Source organism: Escherichia sp. WS1450 (assembly GCF_046487395.1).
Taxonomy (GTDB): domain Bacteria; phylum Pseudomonadota; class Gammaproteobacteria; order Enterobacterales; family Enterobacteriaceae; genus Escherichia; species Escherichia coli.
The window spans coordinates 392,487-413,392 of the sequence record NZ_JBJQJO010000001.1; the positions used below are offsets into that span (position 1 = coordinate 392,487).

A 20,906-nucleotide genomic window follows, 5' to 3' on the forward strand; every position below is an offset into this window, starting at 1 on the left:
ACGGATGCTGAGATTACTTGAAGAAAAAATTGTCACGCCACTGGGTCCACTGTGGGTGATTTGCGATGAGCAATTTCGCCTGCGGGCGGTTGAATGGGAAGAGTACAGCGAACGCATGGTGCAGCTGCTGGACATCCATTACCGCAAAGAAGGCTATGAACGCATTTCTGCCACCAACCCAGGTGGTTTAAGCGACAAGCTTCGTGAATATTTTGCCGGTAATCTTAGCATTATTGATACGCTTCCCACTGCCACGGGGGGGACGCCATTTCAGCGCGAAGTCTGGAAAACATTACGCACAATCCCCTGCGGGCAGGTAATGCATTACGGCCAACTGGCTGAACAATTGGGCCGCCCTGGTGCGGCGCGTGCCGTTGGTGCGGCAAACGGATCGAATCCCATCAGCATTGTTGTGCCTTGTCATCGGGTCATTGGCAGAAACGGTACCATGACCGGATATGCAGGCGGAGTTCAGCGAAAAGAGTGGTTATTACGCCACGAAGGTTATCTTTTGCTGTAAACATTAAACAATTTGTGCCAGCTTGTTCACACTTTTATGTAAAGTTACCCTTAACAACTTAAGGGTTTTCAAATAGATAGACATATATTTACATCTAATATCGGAATTCTCTGCTGTTAAGGTTTGCTTAGACTTACTTGCTCCCTAAAAAGATGTTAAAATTGACAAATATCAATTACGGCTTGAGCAGACCTATGATCCCGGAAAAGCGAATTATACGGCGCATTCAGTCTGGCGGTTGTGCTATCCATTGCCAGGATTGCAGCATCAGCCAGCTTTGCATCCCGTTCACACTCAACGAACATGAGCTTGATCAGCTTGATAATATCATTGAGCGGAAGAAGCCTATTCAGAAAGGCCAGACGCTGTTTAAGGCTGGAGATGAACTTAAATCGCTTTATGCCATCCGCTCCGGTACGATTAAAAGTTATACCATCACTGAGCAAGGCGACGAGCAAATCACTGGTTTCCATTTAGCAGGCGACCTGGTGGGATTTGACGCTATCGGCAGCGGTCATCACCCGAGCTTCGCGCAGGCGCTGGAAACCTCGATGGTATGTGAAATCCCGTTCGAAACGCTGGACGATTTGTCTGGTAAAATGCCGAATCTGCGTCAGCAGATGATGCGTCTGATGAGCGGTGAAATCAAAGGCGATCAGGACATGATCCTGCTGTTGTCGAAGAAAAATGCCGAGGAACGTCTGGCTGCATTCATCTACAACCTGTCCCGTCGTTTTGCCCAACGCGGCTTCTCCCCTCGTGAATTCCGCCTGACGATGACTCGTGGCGATATCGGTAACTATCTGGGCCTGACGGTAGAAACCATCAGCCGTCTGCTGGGTCGCTTCCAGAAAAGCGGTATGCTGGCAGTCAAAGGTAAATACATCACCATCGAAAATAACGATGCGCTGGCCCAGCTTGCTGGTCATACGCGTAACGTTGCCTGATTTTTCCGCATAACTCACTATCCTTCTGTCATATCATTAAATTTTTCTGATTTATTGATCTGACAGAAGGTTCATCACTGTTTCATTCACCAGATATGGGTTAATCTTTTAATTACAAACTGCGTTGACAGTTGTTGTAAGGAGACCCTGTATGGCTATGTATCAGAACATGCTCGTTGTTATCGATCCTAACCAGGACGACCAACCAGCATTGCGGCGAGCTGTTTATTTACATCAACGGATTGGTGGCAAAATTAAAGCCTTTTTGCCGATCTATGACTTCTCATACGAAATGACCACCCTGCTCTCTCCGGACGAACGTACCGCTATGCGTCAGGGCGTCATCAGCCAGCGTACAGCCTGGATCCACGAGCAGGCAAAATATTATCTCAATGCTGGCGTTCCCATTGAAATTAAAGTGGTATGGCATAACCGTCCTTTCGAAGCCATCATTCAGGAAGTGATCAGCGGCGGGCACGATTTGGTGCTAAAAATGGCGCACCAACATGACCGTCTGGAAGCGGTGATTTTTACGCCAACGGACTGGCATCTGTTACGCAAATGCCCAAGCCCGGTGTGGATGGTGAAAGACCAGCCGTGGCCGGAAGGGGGTAAGGCGCTGGTGGCGGTGAATCTCGCCAGTGAAGAGCCGTACCATAATGCGCTCAATGAAAAACTGGTCAAAGAGACGATCGAACTGGCGGAACAAGTCAACCATACCGAAGTTCATCTGGTTGGCGCTTATCCGGTAACGCCAATTAATATCGCGATTGAACTGCCGGAATTTGATCCGAGCGTTTATAACGATGCCATTCGTGGGCAACATTTGCTGGCAATGAAAGCCCTGCGGCAGAAATTCGGCATTAATGAAAACATGACGCACGTAGAAAAAGGTCTGCCAGAAGAGGTGATTCCTGATTTGGCGGAGCATTTACAGGCGGGGATTGTGGTTCTGGGCACGGTCGGACGCACCGGTATTTCAGCAGCATTCCTCGGCAACACGGCGGAACAGGTGATTGATCATCTTCGCTGCGACCTGCTGGTCATTAAACCTGACCAATATCAGACACCCGTTGAACTGGATGACGAAGAAGACGATTAACGACTCTTCAATAACTGACAAGGCCCGAGTTAACGGGCCTATTTTTTGTGCACAGAAAACCCCCAGCTAGGCTGGGGGTTCCGGAAAGCTTTCAGCTTTGAGCCAGTTATTAAAACCCCTTTTGATTTGTTAAAACACCTTGCGGTCTGGCAACTGCAAGTGTCAAACAAGAAATCAAAAGGGGGTCCCAATGGGGAACGAAAAGAGCTTAGCGCACACCCGATGGAACTGTAAATATCACATAGTATTTGCGCCAAAATACCGAAGACAGGTGTTCTACAGAGAGAAGCGTAGAGCAATAGGCTGTATTTTGAGAAAGCTGTGTGAGTGGAAAAGTGTACGGATTCTGGAAGCTGAATGCTGTGCAGATCATATCCATATGCTTGTGGAGATCCCGCCCAAAATGAGCGTATCAGGCTTTATGGGATATCTGAAAGGGAAAAGCAGTCTGATGCTTTACGAGCAGTTTGGTGATTTGAAATTCAAATACAGGAACAGGGAGTTCTGGTGCAGAGGGTATTACGTCGATACGGTGGGTAAGAACACGGCGAAGATACAGGATTACATAAAGCACCAGCTTGAAGAGGATAAAATGGGAGAGCAGTTATCGATTCCCTATCCGGGCAGCCCGTTTACGGGCCGTAAGTAACGAAGTTGGATGCAAATGTCAGATCGTGTGCGCCTGTTAGGGCGCGGCTGGTAAGAGAGCCTTATAGGCGCATTTGAAAAACCTCCGGCTATGCCGGAGGATATTTATTTACTTACTGCTCTTCGCCGCCAAGGAAATAAATTCCCAACGGGATTGCCAGTAACACAGTAAAGACCAGGCTATAAACAAAAATCATCGATGACTGAATCACATACATTGATCTCGTCCACTCAGACAGCGGAATATTGTACTGTTCTATCACGCCGCCGATGGTCGCGCGAGTCACAACCGACGCCGCAATAATGAAAACCGCCAACAAACCAAAGAGAAATTTCTTCCCTTTCGCTGACTTCAGTTTCGCCATAATCATGATGTAATCCTTGTGCAGACAAATTTCTTGTTACCTAAACATAACAATACCATGACATTTTACCGTTGTCTGCTCTGAAAACCTCACCTCTTAGCTGGATTTACAATCAACGCATTGATTAGTTAGCTAATGTTGCTACTTCCTTCCCTGACTATTGATGATCTGAATGAATTGTCGCGGTAAAATAGCCCCGCCAGGGGTTTCCGGCATGACGACAATTATCTGGAGGAGCCTGATAAAACAATGATCGCTGAACTGTTTACAAATAATGCGCTTAATCTGGTCATTATTTTCGGTAGCTGCGCAGCATTGATTCTGATGAGCTTTTGGTTTCGCCGCGGAAATCGTAAAAGAAAAGGATTTTTATTCCATGCGGTGCAATTTTTAATCTACACCATAATTATCAGTGCTGTTGGTAGCATCATTAATTATGTTATAGAAAACTATAAACTCAAATTTATCACCCCAGGCGTTATCGATTTTATCTGTACGTCCCTGATTGCGGTTATTCTGACGATTAAACTATTTCTGCTGATAAATCAGTTTGAAAAACAGCAGATTAAAAAAGGTCGCGATATCACCAGTGCGCGGATTATGTCGCGTATCATCAAAATCACCATTATTGTTGTGCTTGTTCTGCTTTATGGCGAACATTTCGGCATGAGCCTTTCTGGCTTGTTGACCTTTGGTGGTATTGGTGGTCTGGCTGTCGGTATGGCCGGTAAAGATATTCTGAGTAACTTCTTTTCCGGGATTATGCTCTATTTCGACCGTCCTTTTAGTATTGGCGACTGGATCCGTTCACCGGACAGAAATATCGAAGGTACAGTAGCGGAAATTGGCTGGCGAATTACCAAAATTACGACTTTTGATAATCGTCCGTTGTACGTACCGAACTCGCTGTTTTCGTCAATCAGCGTAGAAAACCCAGGACGAATGACCAACCGGCGCATTACCACGACCATTGGTTTACGTTATGAGGATGCGGCAAAAGTGGGCGTTATTGTCGAAGCCGTACGTGAGATGCTGAAAAATCACCCGGCCATCGACCAGCGACAAACCTTACTGGTTTATTTCAACCAGTTTGCTGACTCTTCATTGAATATTATGGTTTATTGCTTTACCAAAACCACGGTATGGGCTGAATGGCTTGCTGCACAGCAAGACGTTTATTTGAAGATTATCGATATTGTACAGTCACACGGCGCGGACTTTGCCTTCCCCAGCCAGACGCTGTATATGGATAACATTACACCGCCGGACCAGGGTCGCTAAATCAGACATCACTGGCGTTATCCACAAGGGTAACGCCAGTTCCCATCACATCAATGCTTCACAATATACATAGTCCGACTGTACGCCACATCTTCCGGGTTATTAATGGGATAACCTTTCAGCCACGGCTTGATTAATCGTCCATTGGTATATTGATAAATTGGTGCAATCGGTGCTTGCTCCATGAGGATTTTTTCTGCCGTATTGTAATCGGCATTACGCGCTTTAACGGTATTTTCCGTTGATGCCTGGGCCAGTACTTTGTCGTATGCCGGATTGTTAAAGCGTGAAATATTCCCGGAATGCGTTGACGTTAATAATGTCAGGAAAGTGGAGGGTTCATTATAATCCCCTACCCACGAGGCTCGGATAACATCAAAATTGCCGGTGTTACGGCTATCGATATAGGTTTTCCATTCCTGATTTTGCAATTTAACATCTACGCCAAGGTTCTTTTTCCACATCGATGCTACAGCAATCGCAATTTTTTGATGGTTTTCTGAAGTGTTATACAAAAGCGTCAGCTTCAGCGGTTTTTGCGGACCATAACCAGCTGCGCTCAACAAAGTTTTTGCCTGCGCATTCAGTTCTTCCTGACTCATTTGTTCAAACGGCGAAGGCTCCGGCGTAAAACCGGCAGTAACATCTGGTGTAAAATGCCACGCTGGCTTTTCCCCCGTCCCCAACACTTTTTCGGTCATCAGGCGGCGATCTATCGTCATACTTAATGCCAGGCGAACGCGCTGATCTGCCGTCGGCCCTTTTTGCGTGTTAAACGCATAATAATAGGTCCCGAGCTGCGGCGGCGTATAAACCTGCCCCGGAATATCCTTCAACAGCTTCTGATACATATTTTTCGGGAAGGATTCGGTGATATCAATATCCCCCGCGAGGTAACGCTTAGTGGCTGCGGATTCCTGATTAATTGGCAGGAAGGTCACTTTTTGCAGTACCGTTTTGGCGTTATCCCAATAATGGGTATTCGGCACCACGACCAGTTTTTCATTGACTACGCGCTCTTTAAGAACATAAGCGCCATTGCCGATCAGATTTCCGGGTTTCGTCCACTCTTTACTGCTTTCTACGTTGGCTTTTTGCACCGGGAAGAAGGCAAAGTTAGCGGTTAAATTCACAAACCACGGCAACGGTTTATCAAGCTGGATTTTCAAAGTATGGGCATCAACTGCGGTGACGCCAAGCTGGTCAGGCGTGGCTTTACCATCAATAATCGCCTGTGCGTTGTTGATTCCCGCCAGCGCGGCAAACCATGCAAATGGCGACAATGTTTTTGGGTCCACCAGACGTTGCCAGCTGTAGACAAAATCTTGCGCCGTTACCGGTGTGCCATCCGCCCATTTTGCGTTATCGCGCAGGGTAAAAGTCCAGATACGGTTGTCATTACTTTTCCACTGAGTCGCAACGCCGGGGACAATCTCCCCTTTCTCGTTCTGATTCACCAGTCCTTCAAACAGATCGCGAATGACCTGAATCTCCGGCAGGCCCACGGCTTTAGCGGGATCCAGCGACGCTGGCTCATCTTTAATGTGGCGCACCAGCTCCTGCTTCTCTGCCAGTACTGTGCCGCTCGGAACTTCAGCAGCATACGAAAGAGAAATGCTGCTGACCAACAGCGCACAACACGTGACTGAAACAGAGTGCTTCATAAGTTTCCCTCTAACCGACATTAAAATTGATGCGTAATTATTTGTTTCGCCTTAAAGAAATGCAAACAACTTCCATCAAAAAAGTGACAAAGGAAGCATCAAATGTTTTAAGTATCAATATATCAAATCAGATTTAGTGTAAATAATAGTCTCCAAAATGCGGTAAAGCACATAGAACTCCGAACACTACGTTCGGGCTTCGCACGTTCAAACCCGTTTTCGGTATCATAATCAGCATCTGTCGCCATTGTACGAAGAATAAAAAATAACCAAAACGTTGAAAGGAACTGAGAATACGTTAAGAGAAGAATTAAATTAATGTATCAGCAAGTAGTGCTAAACAGCACCTTTATACTTCAGCCTATCTATAAATAATGAGAATGCCGAGCCAGCATGTCGACGGTGTGGATAGTACAGGTGATAACCGGGTAAATCTGGTGTGAATTTATCCAAAACACGTATCAGTTTTTTTTCTTTAATAGCCCGCTCAACCTGATCATAAGGTAGATACGCCAATCCATGCCCATCAATTGCAGCATCAATGATCAGGTCTATCGTATTCAGTAAAAGCTGACCTTCCATGCGAACACGAACTTCACGTCCACCGCGTATTAATCTCCAGCGATTTGCTGTACCCGATGTGGGAAGATACAAATTAATTGCCTGATGATCTATTAATTGTGACACTGACGTTGGAGCACTTCGACGAGAAAAATAATCCGGTGAGCCAACAATAGCCATTGGTATATCTGGCCCGATTCGAATGGCGATCATATCTTTATCCATCTCCCCACCCAGACGGACGCCTGCATCAAAACGTTCAGAAACGACATCGGTCAAACCATAATCAATGGTAAGCTGGATATCAATTTCAGGATGCGATTTCAGGAATGTGCGCATAGCTGGTAACAATATCGTTTTTGCTGCATGTTCTACAGTAGTAATACGTATTGTCCCGGATGGGCGGTTCTGCAGATCGCTCAGGGATGTCAGGGCAGAATCTATGTCATGCAACATAGGGCCAAGAACAGACAAAAGATGCTCGCCCGCTTCAGTGGGTACAACGCTGCGCGTGGTTCGCGTCAGAAGCCGCAATCCCAATCGTTCTTCTATACGGCGCACTATCTGGCTTAAAGCTGACTGCGCCATGCTCAGGCGGGCTGCTGCGCGAGTGAAGCTACGCTCCTCTGCAACGACGACAAACGCCATCAGATCAGCGATTTCTTCACGCTTCATTCAGTATCTCCATACAATCTATTAATCATTTAAATGATAGGTCTAATCATGATTTTGGGTCTAATCAACTTAATGATCAATATCTATAGTGATATCACCAACCGTTAAAACGAACCGACAACTCCATGAGGAACGGAATGATGAATAATAAAGTCAGCTTCACTAACAGCAATAATCCAACCATCTCTTTGTCTGCAGTGATCTATTTCCCTCCAAAATTTGATGAAACCCGTCAGTATCCGGCAATTGTGGTATCTCACCCAGGTGGGGGCGTTAAAGAGCAAACGGCTGGAACCTATGCCGAAAAACTGGCGGAAAAGGGATTTGTCACTATTGCTTATGACGCATCTTATCAAGGTGAAAGCGGCGGCGAGCCGCGTCAGTTAGAAAACCCATACATTCGTACTGAAGACGTCAGTGCCGTGATTGATTATCTGACAACGCTTTCTTATGTCGACAATAGCCGAATTGGTGCGATGGGAATTTGTGCCGGTGCAGGATATACAGCCAATGCTGCAATTCAGGATCGCCGCATCAAGGCCATCGGTACTGTTAGTGCGGTCAATATTGGTTCGATGTTCCGTAATGGTTGGGAAAACAATGTGAAATCTATTGATGCCCTACCATACGTTGACGCGGGTTCAAACGCCCGAACCAGCGATATTAGCAGCGGAGAATACGCCACCATGCCACTGGCACCAATGAAGGAGTCCGATGCGCCGAACGAAGAACTGCGTCAGGCCTGGGAGTATTACCACACCCCTCGCGCGCAGTATCCAACAGCACCGGGTTACGCTACTTTGCGCAGCCTTAACCAGATTATTACCTATGATGCTTACCATATGGCGGAAGTGTACCTGACTCAGCCGATACAGATTGTGGCGGGCAGCCAGGCAGGGAGCAAATGGATGAGTGACGACCTGTACGATCGAGCATCAAGCCAGGATAAACGCTATCACATTGTTGAAGGCGCAAACCATATGGTTCTTTATGACGGCAAAGTCTATGTGGCTGAAGCAATTTCAGTATTAGCGCCGTTCTTTGAGGAAACTCTGTAATGAAACATATTCAAATCCGTAATAGTGATATGGCCTGGCATATTGCTGCCAATAATCTGGGAAAAGTTTCATGAAAAATGTACTGATTCTTGGTGCTGGCGGTCAGATAGCCCGCCATGTGATTAATCAACTGGCAGATAAACAAACCATTAAACAAACTTTATTTGCCCGTCAGCCAGCAAAAATCCACAAACCCTATCCAACTAATAGCAAGATTATTATGGGGGATGTACTGAATCATGCAGCACTGAAGCAGGCCATGCAGGGACAGGATGTTGTGTATGCCAACCTTACGGGGGAAGATTTAGATATTCAGGCAAATTCAGTGATCGCTGCGATGAAAGCCTGTGATGTTAAACGTCTGATCTTTGTTCTTTCCCTCGGTATTTATGATGAAGTTCCAGGAAAATTTGGCGAATGGAATAATGCAGTTATTGGTGAGCCCCTAAAACCATTCCGCAGGGCTGCGGATGCAATTGAGGCTTCTGGACTGGAATATACAATTCTTCGCCCTGCCTGGCTGACTGATGAAGATATTATTGATTATGAGCTTACCTCACGCAATGAACCATTCAAAGGTACGATCGTATCACGTAAGAGTGTCGCAGCATTAATTACAGATATCATCGATAAACCTGAGAAACACATTGGTGAGAATATAGGCATCAATCAACCCGGGACTGATGGCGATAAGCCATTCTTCATGTAAATCAATTATATAGCTACCATCGTACTGTACTATGTGCAGTACGATTTATTAAACTTATTAAGGTGAACTGATCAATCAGATGCGATTAACATGTGTAGAACCAGTAAGAATAAAATACGCCATGTATATAACATTACGACAATTCTAATATCTGCACATCAATGAAAATGCAAACAACTTCCGGCAAAAAAGTGATACAAGATCGATGACATAGCGTTGAAGAAAAGGATTTGATAATCCGCAAAATTTGCACAACACTGCCTGTAATACTTCCTGAACCAGAGACGATCATGACCGTAACCCGCCCACGCGCCGAACGCGGCGCATTTCCGCCCGGAACAGAACATTACGGACGTTCATTATTGGGCGCGCCGTTAATCTGGTTTCCTGCCCCTGCAGCCAGCCGCGAAAGTGGTTTGATTCTGGCTGGCTACTCACGGTGATGAAAACTCTTCGGTCGTCACGCTCTCCTGTGCTCTGCGGACGTTGACACCTTCTTTACGCCGTCATCATGTGGTGCTGTGTGTGAATCCTGACGGCTGCCAGTTGGGGTTACGGGCCAATGCTAATGGTGTGGATTTAAACAGAAACTTTCCGGCGGCGAATTGGAAGGAAGGTGAAACCGTTTATCGCTGGAACAGCGCCGCTGAAGAACGTGATGTCGTATTGCTGACAGGTGACAAACCTGGCTCCGAACCTGAAACCCAGGCGCTGTGCCAGCTTATACACCGCATTCAACCCGCCTGGGTGGTCTCATTCCACGATCCGCTGGCCTGTATTGAAGATCCCAGACACAGTGAATTAGGCGAATGGCTGGCCCAGGCGTTTGAATTGCCTCTGGTAACCAGCGTCGGTTATGAAACACCTGGCTCTTTCGGTAGTTGGTGTGCGGATCTCAACCTGCATTGCATCACCGCAGAGTTTCCACCCATCTCCTCCGACGAAGCCAGCGAAAAATATCTCTTTGCGATGGCAAACTTGCTGCGCTGGCATCCTAAAGATGCAATTCGCCCGTCGTGAACTGAAGCGCCGGTTCCACATCTACCGCCAGCCAGGTCGGTCCGTCAAGATCGACGAAACTGACCTGCGGCACCAGCGGTAAAGCGGCGCTAATGGCCCGAGAGGTACACAACATGCAGCCCAGCATCAGACGAAAACCTTGTGCACGCGCTTCAGTCGCCAGCGCCAGCGCTTCCGTCAGACCACCGGTTTTATCAAGCTTAATGTTAACCATCTCATAGCGCCCTTTCAGCGCCTTCAGATTGCTACGAGTATGACAACTTTCATCTGCGCAAATCGGTAACGGATGAATAAAATTCTCCAACGCCGCATCGTCCTGCGCAGGAAGCGGTTGTTCAAGCATCGCAACGCCTAAATCCGCCAATAGCTGGCAACGCGCCGCCAACCCTTCTGCACGCCAGGATTCATTTGCATCAACGATCAGCGTCGCATCGGGCACAGCGGTGCGAATTGCCACCATCCGCTCACTGATAAGATGGTTATCCAGCTTTACTTTCAGTAATTTCGCGCCTGCCTGCCAGAGTGTTGATGCACTATTGGCCATCTGATCAGGCGTACCGATGACTACCGTCTGTGCAGTGATAACTGTCCCGGGAAGCGTTATGCCGATCAAATCAGCCAGCGATTCCTGCTGTTTTCGCGCCGCTAGATCCCACAATGCACAATCCAGCGCATTACGTGCTGCGCCGGCAGGGAGAATTTTTTGCAACTCCTCCCGTGTCAGCCCTTTCTCTAATTGCGGTACGACGCTCATAATTTGCGCCATTACCGAGGCATCACTTTCTCCATAACGCGGATACGGCGTGCATTCGCCGGTGCCTTTAATACCTTCTTCTTCCAGTTCAACCACCACCACGCGCGCTTCACTGCGACTTCCCCGAGCAATCACAAACGGGGTATGTAAGGGCCAGGCTTCCTCGAATACCTTAACGGTTCTCATCTTTACTCCTTGTTGTCGCGGTGGTCTGCGGATTAAGCGCAAATAGCGTTTGCTGTGTTATTGACAGTTAGCATAAACTAGGTGTGACGTTAACTATATGTAAACAGGAAAGATAATCATGTCACAAACCGTTCATTTCCAGGGCAACCCGGTTACAGTCGCCAATTCCATCCCGCAGGCGGGTAGCAAAGCGCAGACTTTTACTCTCGTGGCAAAAGATCTGTCTGACGTCACCCTCGGTCAGTTTGCGGGTAAACGCAAAGTGCTGAACATTTTCCCGAGTATTGATACCGGTGTTTGCGCCGCATCAGTACGTAAGTTTAACCAACTGGCAACCGAGATCGACAACACCGTTGTGCTGTGTATCTCTGCCGATCTGCCGTTCGCCCAGTCTCGTTTCTGCGGCGCAGAAGGTCTGAACAACGTTATCACCCTCTCCACTTTCCGTAACGCTGAATTCCTGCAAGCCTACGGTGTGGCAATTGCTGATGGCCCACTGAAAGGTCTGGCAGCGCGTGCCGTTGTGGTTATTGATGAAAATGACAATGTGATTTTCAGCCAGCTGGTGGATGAAATCACCACCGAGCCGGATTACGAAGCAGCTCTGGCTGTACTGAAAGCATAAGTTAATATGCCTGATGGTGTTGCACCATCAGGCATATTCGCGCTTACTCTTCGTTCTTCTTCTGACTCAGACCATATTCCCGCAACTTATTGGCAATCGCGGTATGCGAAACGCCCAGGCGTTTTGCCAGTTTGCGCGTGCTGGGATAATTGCGATAAAGCTGGGTTAATACCGAGCGTTCAAAACGGCTGGTGATTTCGTCCAGCGAACCTTCCATCGCATCTTCGCCCACGGCTACCGTTGTGGCGTCATAATCCGGTAACAAAATATCCTGTGGACGCAGCTCATAACCGTCCAGTTGTGTCAGTGCGCGATAAATAGCGTTCTTTAACTGCCGCACATTTCCCGGCCACGCATAACGCGTAAGTACAGTATTCAGGTCAGCGGCCAGTTTCGGACGCGGCACGCCCTGCTCGTCGGCAAAGCGGGCGACGAACAGCTCGGTTAACGGCATGATGTCCTGCGGACAGTCACGTAGCGGCGGCAGATTGAGCGTCAACACGTTCAGACGATAATAGAGATCTTCACGGAACACGCCTTTTTGCACCAGTTCGACAAGATTCTTCTGCGTCGCGCAAATCACCCGCACATCGACATGCACCTCATGGTCTTCGCCAACCCGACGGAAAGTGCCATCATTAAGGAAACGCAGTAATTTCGCCTGCATCCGTGGTGACATCTCACCTATTTCATCCAGCAGTACCGAACCACCGTTCGCCTGCTCAAAGAACCCTTTCTTCCCTTCCGGAGCATGACCAAACAGTTCACTCTCGACCGCATCTTCCGGTATAGACGCACAGTTCAGCGCCAGATAGGGTTTGCCCGCGCGTGGGCTTGCCTGATGACAGGCATACGCAAAGAGATCTTTTCCGGTGCCGGTATCACCGGTTATCAGCAATGGCGCGCTTAGCATCGCCAGTTTCTGCGCCTGTTCGACAACATGCTTCATTTTCGGGCTGACGGCGACAATTTGACTGAAGGCGCTGACGTCCTGGGCGGCGACATTTTGCAACTGACGACCCATACGAATCGTTGATCGCAACATCACCACCGCACCGGTCAGGACGTGTTGATCATTTTCATCCTGAAGATAAACAGGCGTAATCTCCATCAGGAAATTCTGTCCATTAATAACGACATGCTCGTTATGGGAATCCTGCGGTTCGCTTTCCAGCCAGCGTAAAAAATTAAAGCCGTTAATCAATTGTGCGGCGGTATGGTTGCGCAGGCGATCCAATTTTTGCCCAAAAAGCTGACAGCTCGCCGGGTTCGCCATATCCACTTTGCTTTTCATATCGACAGAGAGCACAGGTTCAGGCAACGCCTCCAGTAACGCGCTCAACGCCAGATGCTCACGTTCGGAAGGCATCCACGGGACAGTACGCACATCGGTAACACCTGCAATACGGCGTATTTCGGCCATCAGACTGCTGAAACTCTCAAACTCCAGTTCAGCAAAATTGAGGTAGATTCGCCCAATGGGGTCAATCTCAATACCGCGTAAATCAATGCCTCTTAGCACGAGTAGATCGAGTAATTCGCGGGTCAGACCGAGTCGGTCTTCACAAAAGACTTCCAGACGCATGGGAACCTTCACCTGAAAAAAGAACAATTAATATGATGATATGACACTATTTGGATAGCAGGAAGGTTTCTGTCAACAATCATTGACACAAAGACGGAAAAACGGGCACTTCGGCGTAAAGATATCCGGTCAGCACCCGATATTGCATTATTTTTCGCTGGGCGTTTTGCCTTTTTGCAGCGTCTCTTTCACCTGACCGATAAGCTGACGACGGAAATCCCCGAGGCGAGGTTTGTCATCGTCAATCCACGGCAGAGGGCGGCAAAGCTCCATAGCTTTAATCCCCAGTCGTGCCGTCAGAAGTCCTGCACCAATCCCCTGAGCTGCGCGGGTAGACAAACGAGCAGCGAGATCTTGCGACATCCAGTCCATCCCCACTTCGCGCACCAGTTCGCTGGCTCCGGCGAAAGCGATATTCAGCAATACCAGCTTAAACAGGCGCAAACGGCTGTAATATCCCAGTTCAATGCCATACAGCGTGGCGATGCGATTAATCAAACGCAGATTGCGCCAGGCGATAAATGCCATATCCACCAGCGCCAGCGGGCTGACCGCAATCATCAATGTTGATTCCGCTGCCGAACGGCTGATTTCGCGCCGCGCCTGGGCATCTAAAACCGGCTGGACCAGATGAGCATACAGGCTGACCACTTCACGATCGTTCTGCGTTTCATGGATTGAGGCATACCAGCGTTGCAGCGCCGGATGTGACTGATCGATGCCCGCCTGCTGTGCCAGTTTTTCGCAAAATGCGCGGCCTTTGCCGGTGCCGTGGCTGTGCAATAAATCACGCGCTTCGTCGCGTTCATGGGCGCGCTGTCGCAAGCGCCATAAGCGCCGCCACTCTGTTACCACAGAACCTACGCCAGCGCCGATAATCAATGCCCCTGCAGCACATCCACCCAGCGCTACCCAGTCCTGGGTTTGCCAGGCGTTCATTGTCCACTGTACACCCTGCCCGACAACGCTTGCGCCAAACAGAGCCAGCCCGCCCATCACCATTTTGCGCCACAGGCTGCGTTTAGGACGTAACGCTGCGTCCATCACCGCTTCAACTTGCCCCTCTTCTTCCTGCGCTTCGTCGAGCGTGGCCGGGGCAAAATTTTGCGCCTGATTTTCGTCAAAGGTCTGCTGCGCCCTGAATTTTGGATTCTGATCGACCTCCAGTGGACCGTCGAAATCAATACGTGGTTTTAACGGTTCGGTCATCGCAATTTATCTCCTATTAAAAATTCCAGCGCAGCATCAAGACGAATATGCGGCAGCGGTTTGTCGACATCCATCACCTGCGGACGAAACGCCTCAAACTGGAAGCCTTGCTTATCCCAGAACGCCTGACCAGGCAAACGTGCGGGAACTTCGCCAGGATAAACAGTGAGCGGTGCGCCATCGATGAGTCGATTACCGCGCAGCGCCGGGATTTTCTCACCGTTAATATCAATAATTCCGCTGGTGGTCGCCTGAACAGACGCCAGCCCCAGGCAGTCCATACTGATCCCTTCGAACGCCGCATTTTGCCAGGCATCCTGAATCAGTTGTTGCAGCAATGAAACCATATTAGCGTGCTGATCGATGGTCACATGGTCCGCTTTAGTGGCAGCAAACAATAGCTTATCGATAACCGGCGAAAACAAACGCCGGAACAGGGTTCGCTGCCCGTAGTGGAAACTTTGCATCAGCTGCGTCAGCGCCAGACGCATATCATTAAATGCCTGTGGCCCACTGTTGAGAGGCTGCAGGCAATCCACCAGCACAATCTGGCGGTCAAAGCGCAGAAAATGATTCTTATAGAACCCCTTCACCACCTTCTCGCAATAATAATTAAAGCGCTCGCGCAGCATTCCGGCATTGGTATGCTTATCGGCCTGCGCCAGTTTGGACTCGCCCCAGGCATCGACATCCGGCCACGGGAAGAATTGCAGCGCGGGTGCTCCTGCCATATCTCCCGGCAAGACAAAGCGCCCAGGCTGAATAAAGTGCAACCCCTGCTGTTTGCAGTGGTGGAGATACTCGGTCCAGGCGGCGGCAATGTCTGCCAGCCGGTTTTCGTCGGCAGGCGCTAGCGGGTCCAGCCCTTCGCACATCATTCGCCATTTCGCCGACCATTCGCCGCGCTGACCATTAAGTAAGCCCGTCATCTGGCGCGACCAGCTTAAATAGTCCTGCGCCAACATCGGCAGATCGAGCAGCCATTCGCCGGGATAATCCACAATCTCCAGATACAGCGTGGAGGTGTCCTTGAAATGGCGTAGCAGCGAATCGTTCGATTTAAAACGTAGCGCCAGGCGGATTTCACTGACGCCGCGCGTTGGCGTCGGCCAGGCAGGAGGATCGCCATATAACTGCGCCAGTCCTTCATCATAGGTGAAGCGCGGAATGCCAAAGTCACGCTGGGGAATGCGTTTTACGCCCAGCAGACGCTCTTCACGCACCGCACTTAATAGCGGCAAACGTGCTCCGGCGTGAATATTGAGCAACTGATTAACCATCGCAGTGATAAACGCCGTTTTGCCGCTGCGGCTAAGTCCGGTTACGGCGAGGCGCAGATGTCTGTCGACACCCCGATTCACCAGCGCATTAAGTTCATTTTTAAGTCGCTTCATTGCTGTCCTGTGCCAGAAAGCTGTAGAAAGGATTAGATACTGGAGATAATAATGTGGGTTAATTTTGATTTATCAAATGAGTAAGCGGCGTTGTTTACACCGCTCAATAAGTAATTTGTTAACCTTTGACCTTCGGCATTGCGATGTCTTTCAGGCCGCCGGCGTTCTCAACGTGGGTATATCCCATCTCGCTAAGGATCTCTTTTGCCTGCCCTGACTGGCGTCCGGCATTGCAATACACTTTCACGGTGTCGTTTTTATCCGGAACGGCGGTGGCAATGCGCTCTTTCACTTCCTTCAGGGGAATATTGATGGCTCCCTGAACGTGCTCTTGCTGATACTGCTCTGGAACACGAACATCGATCCAGTGTTCAGCGGCGAAAACGGGCAGTGAAAACACCAGTGTCAGAGCAAGTAAGCCTTTTTTAAACATGTAAGCGTCCTTCTATGGATGAAAATTGCCATCCATAATATGCCTTAGCTTTAACAATTTTTGCGAAACTCCCCTCACCTTTTATAACGCTGCGCCAGTTTATTGGCTGCCCGGCTTAACAGCGGTTCCAGCGCCACGGCCAGCAACATTTTCAGTGGTCGGCGAGCAACTGATTTTATCGCCCAGCCAGCTACACCCGCCGGGCCATAGCGCAGTGCGGTAAGAAGTACCAGCTTGCCTGCTAATTTGAAACCAGGCTTCACCTTTTGCCCGGCCTGTTGCCAGCGAGTATTCATAACTTCCCTCACAGTTGACGGAAACGGCTACGTAACGTGAAAGTATCGGAAGTGACATAACGTTCCATCTCGCGTAAACGCGTTTCACTTGCCGCCAGTTCACGGTCGACTTCATCCAGCAATTCACTGCTGGAAGGTAGCTGCTCACCAAAGGCCATGTTGTCCGGCATTGGATCAAGCGCAAATGACAAAATGATGTAAGCAACCAGGGTAAACAGCGCCAGACCGAAGAAAATCGACAGCACCACCAGGATACGCACCAGTTTTACTGGTACATCAAAATAGTTGGCAATCCCGGCGCAGACGCCACGGACCATGCCCTGCTGTGGAATACGCCATAATTTTTTATTGAGATTAATGCCCGCCATTAGCGATCCCTCCAGTTCGGATGTTCTGCATCAAGAATAGATTCCAGCGCCTGAATACGTTCGCGCATCCGTTTTGCTTCATCAGCCAGTTGCGCTAATCGCTGCTGCTCACTTTGCGACAATTCACTGCGACCAGAACGATTGCTGTAATGCAGCCATAACCAGATCGGTAAAACAAACAGCACAAAAATGGTTAACGGAATAGCCAGAAATAGCGCGCTCATAAGTACTCCTTAGACGATGAGCGGCGGCGCGTTCGGACGCCGCCTGGATGTTATTATTGATTGTCTTGCTTCATTTTGGCTTTTAATTGTGCCAGTTGCTCGCTGATTGCATCATCGGCTTTCAGTTCGGCAAACTGATCGTCCAGCGATTTTTGTTTACCGAAGCTGTGGCTTTCTGCTTCCGCTTCCATCTGGTCAATTCGACGTTCGAAAGATTCGAAACGAGCCATTGCTTCATCCAGTTTGCCACTGTCCAGCTGACGACGCACATCGCGCGACGAGTTTGCCGCCTGATGGCGTAACATCAATGCCTGCTGGCGAGCGCGTGTTTCGCTCAATTTGTTTTCCAGCTCGCCAATCTCTTTCTTCATGCGTGCCAGCGTATCGTCCACCAGCGTCACTTCATGTTCCAGGCTCTTAATCAGATCGGTCAGTTTCTGTTTTTCAATTAACGCCGCACGCGCCAGATCCTCTCTCTCTTTCAGCAGCGCCAGTTCGGCTTTTTCCTGCCATTCAACTTCACGCGCCGACGCTTGTTCTATACGGCGAGTCAGCTGTTTCTTTTCTGCCAGCGCACGCGCCGAAGTAGAACGTACTTCAACCAATGTATCTTCCATCTCCTGGATCATCAGACGCACCAGTTTCTGTGGATCTTCTGCTTTCTCTAACAGAGCGTTGATGTTGGCATTCACGATGTCGGCAAAGCGAGAAAAAATACCCATAATGTTGTCCTCTTGATTTCTGCGTTCAGGATTGTCCTGCTGAACTATTAATACAATTTGCGTGCCAATTTTTTATCTTTTTGATTTATAAAGATCTGATTGAAGAATCAACAGCAACATGCCAGGATGAGTTAGCGAATTACACTAACAAGTAGCGAATTTCATCATGGCAGAATACAAAGATAATTTACTCGGTGAGGCGAACAGCTTTCTCGAAGTGCTGGAACAGGTTTCGCATCTCGCACCGCTGGACAAACCGGTGCTCATCATCGGCGAGCGCGGCACAGGTAAAGAGCTGATTGCCAGCCGTCTGCATTATCTCTCCTCCCGTTGGCAGGGGCCGTTTATTTCCCTTAACTGCGCGGCGTTAAATGAAAATCTGCTGGATTCCGAACTGTTTGGTCACGAAGCGGGCGCGTTTACCGGTGCGCAAAAACGTCATCCAGGGAGATTTGAACGTGCCGACGGCGGTACGCTATTTCTTGATGAACTCGCTACGGCACCGATGATGGTGCAGGAGAAATTATTGCGTGTGATTGAGTACGGTGAACTGGAGCGCGTTGGCGGCAGCCAGCCATTGCAGGTGAATGTGCGGTTGGTATGCGCGACGAATGCCGATCTCCCGGCGATGGTCAATGAAGGTAATTTTCGCGCTGACCTGCTCGACCGGCTGGCTTTCGATGTAGTGCAACTGCCGCCCCTGCGCGAGCGCGAAAGCGACATTATGCTGATGGCAGAACACTTTGCCATTCAGATGTGTCGGGAAATCAAGCTGCCTCTGTTCCCGGGGTTTACGGAGCGCGCCAGAGAAACATTGCTGAATTATCGCTGGCCGGGAAATATTCGTGAATTGAAAAACGTGGTGGAACGTTCAGTATATCGCCACGGCACCAGCGATTATCCGCTTGATGACATTATTATTGATCCCTTTAAACGGCGTCCGCCTGAAGACGCTATCGCCGTTTCAGAAACCACCTCGCTTCCAACACTGCCGCTGGATTTACGTGAGTTTCAGATGCAGCAGGAAAAAGAGTTGCTGCAACTCAGTTTGCAACAAGGGAAATATAACCAGAAGCGCGCGGCTGAATTACTGGGGTTAACCTATCATCAGTTCCGCGCGTTGTTGAAAAAGCACCAGATTTAGCGAAGTTGGGCAATACAACTTGCCGGATGCGGCGTGAATGCTTTGTCCGGCATACATAATCAATACGTCGTTTGCAGGCCTGATAAGCGCAGCGCATCAGACATTATTGCGTTGGGCTATTAATCGTTCAGCGCATCCTGCAAAATTTTCATTGCCGCATCGAATTGCGCATCCGGGATGGTCAGCGGATACAGGAAACGAATCACGTTGCCGTATGCGCCACAGGTCAGCAGAAGCAGCCCCTGCGCCAGCGCGCGTTGCTGGATTTTCTGTGCAATCGCCGCTGACGGCTCGCCCGTTTGCGGATCGTTAAACTCTGCCGCAATCATAGACCCCAGACCGCGTACCGCCGCGATGGCCGGAACGCTTTCTTTGGCATCAATCAACGTGTTTGTCAGGCGCTGGCCCAGTTGATTCGCGCGTTCACAGAGTGATTCTTTGTCGATAATGTTGAGCACAGCGTGCGCGGCAGCCACCGCCAGCGGGTTCCCGGCGTAAGTACCACCCAACCCGCCCGGCGCGGGCGCGTCCATAATATTCGCGTTACCGACCACGCCCGAAAGCGGCATGCCGCCTGCGAGGCTTTTCGCCATCGTCATTAAGTCCGGCTTATCGGCGTAGTGATCCATGGCAAACAGTTTACCGGTACGCGCAAAGCCGCTTTGCACTTCATCGGCAATCATCACAATGCCGTGCTCGTCGCACAGGCGGCGAATGGCGGCAACCAGCTCTTTTGGTGCAACGTTGAAACCGCCTTCGCCCTGCACCGGTTCGAAAATAATCGCCGCCACCTGCTTCGCTTCAATGTCCGATTTAAACAAGCGTTCGATGGCGTCGAGAGAGTCCTGCGTTGAAACGCCATGTAAATCTGACGGATAAGGTACGTGATATACCGAACCGGGGAACGGGCCGAAGCCGATTTTGTACGGCGCGACCTTTCCGGTCAGCGCCATGGTCATATATGTACGACCGTGGAAGCCGCCGCTAAACGCAATCACGCCAGGGCGTCCGGTATGGGCGCGGGCGATTTTCACCGCGTTCTCCACCGCTTCCGCACCGGTGGTGAAGAACGCAGTTTTAGCCTGCCCGCTCACCGGGGCAAGGGCGTTGATTTTCTCCGCCAGGGTGACGTAGCTTTCGTACGGCACAATCTGATACGCCGTGTGGGTAAACTGTTGCAATTGCTGCTCCACCGCCGCGACCAGATCAGGGTGGCGATGCCCGGTATTCAGCACCGCAATGCCTGCGGCGAAATCGATATATTCGTTGCCCTCTACATCCTTCAGCGTAGCGTTTTCTGCCGACTGGGCGAAGAAGTTACACATCACGCCAACCCCGCGTGGGGTAGCAGAAAGACGACGCTGATGGAATTCATTGTTGCTCATGTTTCACACCTTTTGACTCTTCACTGTTAAT

General features: G+C 49.5%; 22 protein-coding genes and 1 pseudogene. 10 read left to right on the forward strand and 13 right to left on the reverse strand.

Annotation, left to right across the window (positions count from 1 at the left end; genetic code table 11):
• Positions 1 to 4: 4 nt before the first annotated feature.
• From ogt to tnpA, 4 genes are all read left to right on the forward strand, one after another.
• Positions 5 to 520: a methylated-DNA--[protein]-cysteine S-methyltransferase gene (gene ogt / locus ACJHYR_RS01875; RefSeq protein WP_000945046.1), complete on the forward strand. Its 516-nt coding sequence runs from the start codon at positions 5 to 7 to the stop codon at positions 518 to 520.
• A gap of 194 nt (positions 521 to 714) precedes the next feature.
• Positions 715 to 1,467, forward strand: coding sequence for a fumarate/nitrate reduction transcriptional regulator Fnr (gene fnr / locus ACJHYR_RS01880; RefSeq protein ID WP_000611911.1), 753 nt, complete (start codon positions 715 to 717; stop codon positions 1,465 to 1,467).
• Positions 1,468 to 1,618: 151 nt separating this feature from the next.
• The gene (gene uspE / locus ACJHYR_RS01885) at positions 1,619 to 2,569 is read left to right on the forward strand and encodes a universal stress protein UspE (protein ID WP_001262123.1); all 951 of its coding nucleotides are present in this window, start codon (positions 1,619 to 1,621) and stop codon (positions 2,567 to 2,569) included.
• A gap of 190 nt (positions 2,570 to 2,759) precedes the next feature.
• Positions 2,760 to 3,218, forward strand: coding sequence for an IS200/IS605-like element IS200C family transposase (gene tnpA / locus ACJHYR_RS01890; protein ID WP_000526113.1), 459 nt, complete (start codon positions 2,760 to 2,762; stop codon positions 3,216 to 3,218).
• A 112-nt stretch (positions 3,219 to 3,330) separates the two neighbouring features.
• Here the strand turns inward: tnpA and ACJHYR_RS01895 are convergent, their stop codons facing one another.
• Positions 3,331 to 3,588, reverse strand: coding sequence for a DUF2534 family protein (locus tag ACJHYR_RS01895; protein WP_059328018.1), 258 nt, complete (start codon positions 3,586 to 3,588; stop codon positions 3,331 to 3,333).
• 243 nt (positions 3,589 to 3,831) lie between these two features.
• Here ACJHYR_RS01895 and ynaI point away from each other — a divergent pair, with 243 nt between their 5' ends.
• A complete protein-coding gene (gene ynaI, locus ACJHYR_RS01900; RefSeq protein ID WP_000559899.1) occupies positions 3,832 to 4,863 on the forward strand; it encodes a low conductance mechanosensitive channel YnaI in 1,032 nt (343 codons plus the stop codon).
• A 50-nt stretch (positions 4,864 to 4,913) separates the two neighbouring features.
• Here the strand turns inward: ynaI and mppA are convergent, their stop codons facing one another.
• Together mppA and pgrR are read right to left on the reverse strand one after the other, a co-directional pair.
• Positions 4,914 to 6,527, reverse strand: a complete 1,614-nt coding sequence (gene mppA / locus ACJHYR_RS01905) for a murein tripeptide ABC transporter substrate-binding protein MppA (RefSeq protein ID WP_059328019.1) — start codon at positions 6,525 to 6,527, stop codon at positions 4,914 to 4,916.
• Positions 6,528 to 6,863: 336 nt separating this feature from the next.
• Positions 6,864 to 7,763: a DNA-binding transcriptional regulator PgrR gene (gene pgrR, locus ACJHYR_RS01910; RefSeq protein WP_000817700.1), complete on the reverse strand. Its 900-nt coding sequence runs from the start codon at positions 7,761 to 7,763 to the stop codon at positions 6,864 to 6,866.
• Positions 7,764 to 7,900: 137 nt separating this feature from the next.
• On the opposite strand from pgrR, the gene ACJHYR_RS01915 reads away from it, so the two are divergent.
• From ACJHYR_RS01915 to mpaA, 3 genes and pseudogenes are all read left to right on the forward strand, one after another.
• The gene (locus tag ACJHYR_RS01915) at positions 7,901 to 8,821 is read left to right on the forward strand and encodes an alpha/beta hydrolase (RefSeq protein ID WP_014639165.1); all 921 of its coding nucleotides are present in this window, start codon (positions 7,901 to 7,903) and stop codon (positions 8,819 to 8,821) included.
• Positions 8,822 to 8,891: 70 nt separating this feature from the next.
• Positions 8,892 to 9,530, forward strand: a complete 639-nt coding sequence (locus ACJHYR_RS01920) for an SDR family oxidoreductase (RefSeq protein ID WP_000800177.1) — start codon at positions 8,892 to 8,894, stop codon at positions 9,528 to 9,530.
• Between the two features lie 290 nt (positions 9,531 to 9,820).
• Positions 9,821 to 10,550 (forward strand): annotated as a pseudogene (mpaA, locus tag ACJHYR_RS01925) (murein tripeptide amidase MpaA).
• Here the strand turns inward: mpaA and ycjG are convergent.
• Positions 10,525 to 11,490, reverse strand: a complete 966-nt coding sequence (gene ycjG / locus ACJHYR_RS01930; protein WP_059328020.1) for an L-Ala-D/L-Glu epimerase — start codon at positions 11,488 to 11,490, stop codon at positions 10,525 to 10,527. The pseudogene mpaA and the gene ycjG sit on opposite strands and share 26 nt — an antisense overlap.
• 118 nt (positions 11,491 to 11,608) lie before the next feature.
• On the opposite strand from ycjG, the gene tpx reads away from it, so the two are divergent.
• Entirely contained in the window at positions 11,609 to 12,115 is a 507-nt protein-coding gene (tpx, locus tag ACJHYR_RS01935; protein ID WP_000084387.1) for a thiol peroxidase, read from the forward strand.
• A 43-nt stretch (positions 12,116 to 12,158) separates the two neighbouring features.
• Here the strand turns inward: tpx and tyrR are convergent, their stop codons facing one another.
• The 8 genes from tyrR to pspA all read right to left on the reverse strand — a co-directional run bounded on the left by tyrR (position 12,159) and on the right by pspA (position 18,346).
• Positions 12,159 to 13,700, reverse strand: coding sequence for a transcriptional regulator TyrR (gene tyrR, locus ACJHYR_RS01940; protein ID WP_001309477.1), 1,542 nt, complete (start codon positions 13,698 to 13,700; stop codon positions 12,159 to 12,161).
• A 147-nt stretch (positions 13,701 to 13,847) separates the two neighbouring features.
• A complete protein-coding gene (locus ACJHYR_RS01945; RefSeq protein ID WP_000138728.1) occupies positions 13,848 to 14,909 on the reverse strand; it encodes a YcjF family protein in 1,062 nt (353 codons plus the stop codon).
• Positions 14,906 to 16,303: a YcjX family protein gene (locus ACJHYR_RS01950; protein ID WP_059328021.1), complete on the reverse strand. Its 1,398-nt coding sequence runs from the start codon at positions 16,301 to 16,303 to the stop codon at positions 14,906 to 14,908. The genes ACJHYR_RS01945 and ACJHYR_RS01950 overlap by 4 nt, the downstream gene beginning before the upstream one ends.
• A 118-nt stretch (positions 16,304 to 16,421) precedes the next feature.
• Positions 16,422 to 16,736: a thiosulfate sulfurtransferase PspE gene (gene pspE / locus ACJHYR_RS01955; RefSeq protein WP_000473128.1), complete on the reverse strand. Its 315-nt coding sequence runs from the start codon at positions 16,734 to 16,736 to the stop codon at positions 16,422 to 16,424.
• Positions 16,737 to 16,810: 74 nt separating this feature from the next.
• Positions 16,811 to 17,032 carry a phage shock protein PspD gene (gene pspD, locus ACJHYR_RS01960; RefSeq protein ID WP_001295585.1) on the reverse strand — a complete coding sequence of 74 codons (222 nt, stop codon included), beginning with the start codon at positions 17,030 to 17,032 and terminating at the stop codon, positions 16,811 to 16,813.
• An 8-nt stretch (positions 17,033 to 17,040) separates the two neighbouring features.
• On the reverse strand, positions 17,041 to 17,400 hold the full coding sequence (gene pspC / locus ACJHYR_RS01965; protein ID WP_000907387.1) for an envelope stress response membrane protein PspC: 360 nt from the start codon (positions 17,398 to 17,400) through the stop codon (positions 17,041 to 17,043).
• Positions 17,400 to 17,624, reverse strand: coding sequence for an envelope stress response membrane protein PspB (gene pspB / locus ACJHYR_RS01970; protein WP_001274963.1), 225 nt, complete (start codon positions 17,622 to 17,624; stop codon positions 17,400 to 17,402). The genes pspC and pspB overlap by 1 nt, the downstream gene beginning before the upstream one ends.
• Positions 17,625 to 17,677: 53 nt before the next feature.
• Positions 17,678 to 18,346 (reverse strand): phage shock protein PspA, encoded by a 669-nt coding sequence (gene pspA, locus ACJHYR_RS01975; RefSeq protein ID WP_000511025.1) that lies wholly within the window; start codon positions 18,344 to 18,346, stop codon positions 17,678 to 17,680.
• Between the two features lie 166 nt (positions 18,347 to 18,512).
• On the opposite strand from pspA, the gene pspF reads away from it, so the two are divergent.
• Positions 18,513 to 19,490 carry a phage shock protein operon transcriptional activator gene (gene pspF, locus ACJHYR_RS01980; protein WP_000852833.1) on the forward strand — a complete coding sequence of 326 codons (978 nt, stop codon included), beginning with the start codon at positions 18,513 to 18,515 and terminating at the stop codon, positions 19,488 to 19,490.
• A gap of 119 nt (positions 19,491 to 19,609) precedes the next feature.
• Here pspF and puuE read toward each other — a convergent pair whose 3' ends face one another.
• Positions 19,610 to 20,875, reverse strand: a complete 1,266-nt coding sequence (gene puuE, locus ACJHYR_RS01985) for a 4-aminobutyrate transaminase (RefSeq protein ID WP_000069237.1) — start codon at positions 20,873 to 20,875, stop codon at positions 19,610 to 19,612.
• Between the last annotated feature and the right edge of the window lie 31 nt (positions 20,876 to 20,906).

Bases quoted from the DNA above. Each gene is read 5' to 3' on its own strand.
- ogt (WP_000945046.1), top strand. From the start codon at position 5: ATGCTGAGATTACTTGAAGAAAAAATTGTCACGCCACTGGGTCCACTG.
- fnr (WP_000611911.1), top strand. From the start codon at position 715: ATGATCCCGGAAAAGCGAATTATACGGCGCATTCAGTCTGGCGGTTGT.
- uspE (WP_001262123.1), top strand. From the start codon at position 1,619: ATGGCTATGTATCAGAACATGCTCGTTGTTATCGATCCTAACCAGGAC.
- tnpA (WP_000526113.1), top strand. From the start codon at position 2,760: ATGGGGAACGAAAAGAGCTTAGCGCACACCCGATGGAACTGTAAATAT.
- ACJHYR_RS01895 (WP_059328018.1), bottom strand. From the start codon at position 3,588: ATGATTATGGCGAAACTGAAGTCAGCGAAAGGGAAGAAATTTCTCTTT.
- ynaI (WP_000559899.1), top strand. From the start codon at position 3,832: ATGATCGCTGAACTGTTTACAAATAATGCGCTTAATCTGGTCATTATT.
- mppA (WP_059328019.1), bottom strand. From the start codon at position 6,527: ATGAAGCACTCTGTTTCAGTCACGTGTTGTGCGCTGTTGGTCAGCAGC.
- pgrR (WP_000817700.1), bottom strand. From the start codon at position 7,763: ATGAAGCGTGAAGAAATCGCTGATCTGATGGCGTTTGTCGTCGTTGCA.
- ACJHYR_RS01915 (WP_014639165.1), top strand. From the start codon at position 7,901: ATGATGAATAATAAAGTCAGCTTCACTAACAGCAATAATCCAACCATC.
- ACJHYR_RS01920 (WP_000800177.1), top strand. From the start codon at position 8,892: ATGAAAAATGTACTGATTCTTGGTGCTGGCGGTCAGATAGCCCGCCAT.
- ycjG (WP_059328020.1), bottom strand. From the start codon at position 11,490: ATGAGAACCGTTAAGGTATTCGAGGAAGCCTGGCCCTTACATACCCCG.
- tpx (WP_000084387.1), top strand. From the start codon at position 11,609: ATGTCACAAACCGTTCATTTCCAGGGCAACCCGGTTACAGTCGCCAAT.
- tyrR (WP_001309477.1), bottom strand. From the start codon at position 13,700: ATGCGTCTGGAAGTCTTTTGTGAAGACCGACTCGGTCTGACCCGCGAA.
- ACJHYR_RS01945 (WP_000138728.1), bottom strand. From the start codon at position 14,909: ATGACCGAACCGTTAAAACCACGTATTGATTTCGACGGTCCACTGGAG.
- ACJHYR_RS01950 (WP_059328021.1), bottom strand. From the start codon at position 16,303: ATGAAGCGACTTAAAAATGAACTTAATGCGCTGGTGAATCGGGGTGTC.
- pspE (WP_000473128.1), bottom strand. From the start codon at position 16,736: ATGTTTAAAAAAGGCTTACTTGCTCTGACACTGGTGTTTTCACTGCCC.
- pspD (WP_001295585.1), bottom strand. From the start codon at position 17,032: ATGAATACTCGCTGGCAACAGGCCGGGCAAAAGGTGAAGCCTGGTTTC.
- pspC (WP_000907387.1), bottom strand. From the start codon at position 17,400: ATGGCGGGCATTAATCTCAATAAAAAATTATGGCGTATTCCACAGCAG.
- pspB (WP_001274963.1), bottom strand. From the start codon at position 17,624: ATGAGCGCGCTATTTCTGGCTATTCCGTTAACCATTTTTGTGCTGTTT.
- pspA (WP_000511025.1), bottom strand. From the start codon at position 18,346: ATGGGTATTTTTTCTCGCTTTGCCGACATCGTGAATGCCAACATCAAC.
- pspF (WP_000852833.1), top strand. From the start codon at position 18,513: ATGGCAGAATACAAAGATAATTTACTCGGTGAGGCGAACAGCTTTCTC.
- puuE (WP_000069237.1), bottom strand. From the start codon at position 20,875: ATGAGCAACAATGAATTCCATCAGCGTCGTCTTTCTGCTACCCCACGC.